Raw genomic sequence first — 3860 nt, forward strand, 5'->3', positions numbered from 1 at the left:
AATATATATAATATAAAAGGCTTTCACTATATAGGAAACACTCATTATTCCCAGCTTCACTTTTTCTTTTATTTGATCAAGAGATGAACCGTAAATAATAAAATTGGTTAAGCTAGGTTAAGTTGTGCCACTTATCGAGGTAGACAATCTCACCTTTAAGTACCTGGGTAGCCAGAGGTTTGCCTTGGAGAAGGTTAGCCTTTCAATCGATGAAGGAGAGACTGTTCTCCTTGTCGGCCCGAGTGGATGCGGGAAGTCTACGCTTATAAGGGCTATAAATGGGTTAATACCTCACAGATATTTAGGGGAATACACTGGTAGAGTCCGCGTCGCTGGCCTTGACGTAGCTGAATCAACGCCCCAGATCCTTGCTAAGACTGTTGGGACGGTTATGCAGGAGGTTAGCAGGCAGCTTGTGGCGCAGACCGTGGAGGACGACGTTGCGTTTGGACCCGCGAACCTGTGTCTCCCTAGAGAGGAGGTCGCAAGGAGAGTGGAGGCTAGCCTGAAAGCTGTTGGGGCTCTCCACCTAGCCGGGAGGGATATAAATGCGCTGAGCGGTGGGGAGAAACAGAGGGTTGTATTTGCAGGGATTCTGGCGATGGATCCTGAGATTATCCTTCTCGACGAGCCCCTGGCGAATCTTGACAGTGATGGGGTTAGCCTTGTACTTGGCCAGATTGCGGAGTTTAGGCGTAGAGGGAAGACAGTGATAATAGCTGAACATAGAACGGAGGAGGTCGTCGAGGGCGTCGATATAGATAGGATTATCGTCATGGAGAACGGGAGGATTGTAAAGGAACTGGATTCCCCTGAGGGACTCATCGAGTTTAAGGATAAGGTTCGCGTGCCCTCTGGTTACCTTTATCCTAGAGGGTTGGGTGTTTCAAGGGGTTTTCAAGTTTTAGATGAGGGAGAAGTAAGCCTCGGAAAGGAAGTTATTGTGTTTGAGGACGTCTACTTCAGCTATGATGGTCTTCGATACGCCCTCGAGGCAATTAATTTGAAGATCCGTGAGGGTGAGCGGGTAGCTCTTCTCGGTAACAATGGGGCTGGGAAATCGACTTTAGCCAAGCACATTCTCGGTTTGCTTAAACCCTCGAGAGGTAGAGTTCTTATAGATGGAGAGGATACGAGACAAAAGGAACCCTATGAGCTGGCAGGGAAGATAGGGCTGGTCGTCCAAGACCCCTACTCAATGCTTTTCGCTCGAACCGTCAAAGAGGAGCTGGCTTTCGGTCCAAGAAACCTGGGTGTAACTAGAGAAGAAATTGAGGAGCGGGTATCAGAGGTTTCAAGGGCCTGTGGTATCCAGCACCTGTTAAACGCATCGCCTTTCGCGTCGAGCTATGGGGAAAAGAAGCGTATATGTGTAGGGGCGGTTCTAACAATGTACCCCCGCGTCCTTATCCTGGATGAGCCCACGGCTGGACAAGACTACGCGAACTATATGAGGTTTCTCGACTTCGTGACGGGTTTAGAGAAGGTTAAAACGCTTGTTCTGATAACCCATGACGTGGACATTGCACTCGAGTACACTAGTAGGACGGTCGTCCTTTCCAGGGGGAGGGTAATCGCTGACGGGCCTACAGTTGAGATTCTAGCAGATGAGAAGGTGTTGAAGGAGGGTAGCCTCCGTGAAACCCAGCTTATAAGGTTGGGCCGTGAGCTCTCGGGTGGTAGGCGCGTCTATCGGAAGAAGGACTTAGAAAGGATGTTGCAAAACGCTTAAAATGAATAATACAAATTAATTAGATTGTGACGGCGAAAACGCAACGGGGCGGTATTAGCACTGTCACGATTGTCGCTATGGCTGTGGGGACAGCTCTCTACGCAGCCCTTAACGTCTTCTTCAATATGCTCCAGCTTCCCGGTACACAACTTGTAGCGCTCCGGCCGAGCGTGGCAATTCCCATGTTTTTCGGCTACGTCTTTGGCCCATTGGTGGGGTTTGTTTCAGGCTTTCTGGGAAATATTATCAGCGATGCAATATCATGGGGAGGCTTCTGGTGGAACTGGGACGTTGGCAACGGGTTACTAGGCCTTATACCAGGCCTCATAGTCTATATACTACCCGAGGATAAAAGAAGTACCCGTCTAGGCTTGGTTTGGAGTGCTGTCCTAGCCGTAATCGGCTCGATCATCGGGATGGGCTTCGCGTCATTCACCGACTACATATTTGGGTACGGTATCTCCACTATAGAAGAAGCAATCTACGCCTTATTCCTACCCGCCGCTGTAACAGACGCGTTAAACGGAGCAATACTGACCCCAATTTTGGTAGCCGCTTACTATCAGGCCGCGCGGGGCAGGGCTAGAAGGGCTTAACTGGTATGAGTGAAAACATCGTCCGGTATATTGAGGGAGACAGTGTCGTACACAGGCTTGACCCAAGGGCTAAAATAATTTTTGTTTTTCTATTCATCGCCTCAACACTGGTCGCCTCTAATCTCTTCGAAGTCTTGTTATTGCTTCTACTATCCATTGGTTTCTACTCTCTTGCTCGCCTACCCCTGAGGAAGACGCTACCCACGTGGAAATTCATTTTCCTCATAGTTGTATTTCTGTCCTTTCTCAACCTCTTTGTGCTTACACTGTTGTATCCAAAGGAGGGACACACCCTACTCCAAGCCGGCCCTATTAAGGTTACCTATGAGAACCTGATAAGCTCAATAACCCCTGTAGTCAGGCTCCTCTCCATAGCCTCCGTAACCTTAACCCTCGTTTTCACAACACCCCCAAACCTCTACGCACCAGCCTTTGGGCAAATGGGCCTACCCTACAAAGCCGCCTATGTAGTGGAGCTTAGCTTCCGTTACATTCCAGAGATGATAGGCGAACTGAGAAAGACTTTGGAGGCCCAGATGGCTAGAGGCTATAGGCCGAGCGGGGGGAATAACCCCCTTGGAAGAGTACTTCGCGTGATACCACTTATATTGCCCGTCACACTCAGCGCTGCTCTAAACGTCTACGATATAGCCGACGCCATGGAGCTAAGAGGGTTTGGCGCATCAGGGTGCCACACGTGGTATCGTCAACTCAGGATGAGGAGGAGGGATTACCTGCTCATAGCTATAGGTTCTCTAGTCTTCGTTTCTATACTTCTCACAAGAACAGTATTTTCCCGCTAGTTCGGGCAAAATTTTTTATTTTAAGAAATCTTTGAGAGGCAATGGTTCAACTACCACGGGAGTTCATCGAATGGAACTATTTCGCTAGGCGTGCACTGGTTTCTCAAATCCTGGAAGGAGCGTCGATTGACCCCTACAGGCTCCAGTTGGAGTTCACGAGGCATAATCCCGTATTGTGTACCGCTGCACTCCAGGACAACGGGACTATCGAGGTAAACGGGAAGGTAATAGGTGTCGGGTATGTCCTAAAGAAGGAGTTCCTGGCTGAGGCCTCTAGAAAGTTTGAGGAACACATCAAAGTAGCAGATGAAGCCTTAGCCGCTCACCCAGAGCGAGAAAAAGAAATACTTGAAGAATACTCAAGGCGTGGCATAAAGCTTCTCCTAGACTACATATACCTCCCTAGGGGGATGGCCGAGGAAAGAGTTGACTTTGAGAAGATGGCAAGCCTTGAGCTAGCCCTAAGAATACCCCATTCTTCAAAACACACATGGAGAATAGTCCAGAGATCGAGAAAGGCATGCCTGGTTTTCTACCAGCCCCCCGCCATAAGCTTCGAGGTGAGATGCAGTATAAGCATACATCTCGACGATGATTATCATCGATTTGTAAACTTGGTTCATGACGCTTTCCACTATACTCCCCCAGAGGCAAGAGAGAACAGGCCAACCTACATCTTCCACGTTGAGGAGGTGTTCAACAACAGTCCCTCGAGAGCCGGCTTCGGCA

Annotated in this window: 4 protein-coding genes; all 4 read left to right on the plus strand. The window is 49.1% G+C overall.

Translation table 11 applies throughout. From position 1 onward, the window contains the following. Nucleotides 1-124: 124 nt before the first annotated feature. Entirely contained in the window at nucleotides 125-1732 is a 1608-nt protein-coding gene (locus ACP5KC_RS09240) for an ABC transporter ATP-binding protein (RefSeq protein WP_424739105.1), read from the plus strand. Between the two features lie 26 nt (nucleotides 1733-1758). Continuing rightward, on the plus strand, nucleotides 1759-2328 hold the full coding sequence (locus tag ACP5KC_RS09245; protein WP_236944915.1) for an ECF transporter S component: 570 nt from the start codon (nucleotides 1759-1761) through the stop codon (nucleotides 2326-2328). Nucleotides 2329-2333: 5 nt separating this feature from the next. Beyond that, nucleotides 2334-3131, plus strand: a complete 798-nt coding sequence (locus tag ACP5KC_RS09250) for an energy-coupling factor transporter transmembrane component T family protein (RefSeq protein ID WP_428287356.1) — start codon at nucleotides 2334-2336, stop codon at nucleotides 3129-3131. A gap of 41 nt (nucleotides 3132-3172) precedes the next feature. After that, nucleotides 3173-3860 (plus strand): hypothetical protein (locus tag ACP5KC_RS09255; RefSeq protein WP_428287357.1); only part of this gene is annotated, 688 nt, incomplete at its 3' end.

Origin of the sequence: Infirmifilum sp., assembly GCF_049970975.1 — an archaeon.
GTDB classification, from domain to species: Archaea; Thermoproteota; Thermoprotei; order Thermofilales; family Thermofilaceae; genus Thermofilum; species Thermofilum uzonense.

Coding starts and splice junctions, on each gene's coding strand:
- ACP5KC_RS09250 (WP_428287356.1), top strand. CDS start 2,334: ATGAGTGAAAACATCGTCCGGTATATTGAGGGAGACAGTGTCGTACAC.